At 64.1% G+C, this 459-nt stretch carries 1 pseudogene; it reads left to right on the top strand.

Features of this window, described 5'->3' with window-relative positions:
• Window positions 1–459: pseudogene (locus tag EXE42_RS16895) on the top strand (hypothetical protein); the annotation flags it as partial.

Genomic DNA, 459 nt, shown 5'->3' with positions numbered 1-459 from the left:
GGCGACGAAGTGTACACACTCGTTTCTGAGGAGCAGGAGAGCATCCTCAGCCGCGCGCAGGACAAGGCCGCGAAGATTTCACCGCACCAGCTGTCGGCGTGGTTAGAGACCCGACTGCGCGAGAGCGACGACTTCTTCCGCAGCGACGGGAGCCGTCACGAGGCCGACGTCGGCGACGAACGCCTCGTCCCACTGCGGTACGACTACTCGATCCTCGAACCGGTCGACCGAGCGCCGTCCCCGGAGTACGATGCGCTACGCGTTCGTGTGCTGGCTGACGAACACGACACCGTCTCTGAACAGGTCGAGACATGGCAGGATGTGAACGACGGCCCGGATGGTGGCGAACACGTCCTGATCACCATCGACGTGCCCGAGACCATGCTCGAGCGGATTCGCAACGTCATCGGGATGGGGCAGGTGTTGGACCACACCACCAACGCGGTGGCGAACACCGGC

This window comes from Halorubrum sp. SP3 (assembly GCF_005435195.1).
GTDB lineage: Archaea > Halobacteriota > Halobacteria > Halobacteriales > Haloferacaceae > Halorubrum > Halorubrum sodomense.
Note: the sequence above shows the minus strand (reverse complement) of the source record. Positions and strands in the feature narration are given on the sequence as shown.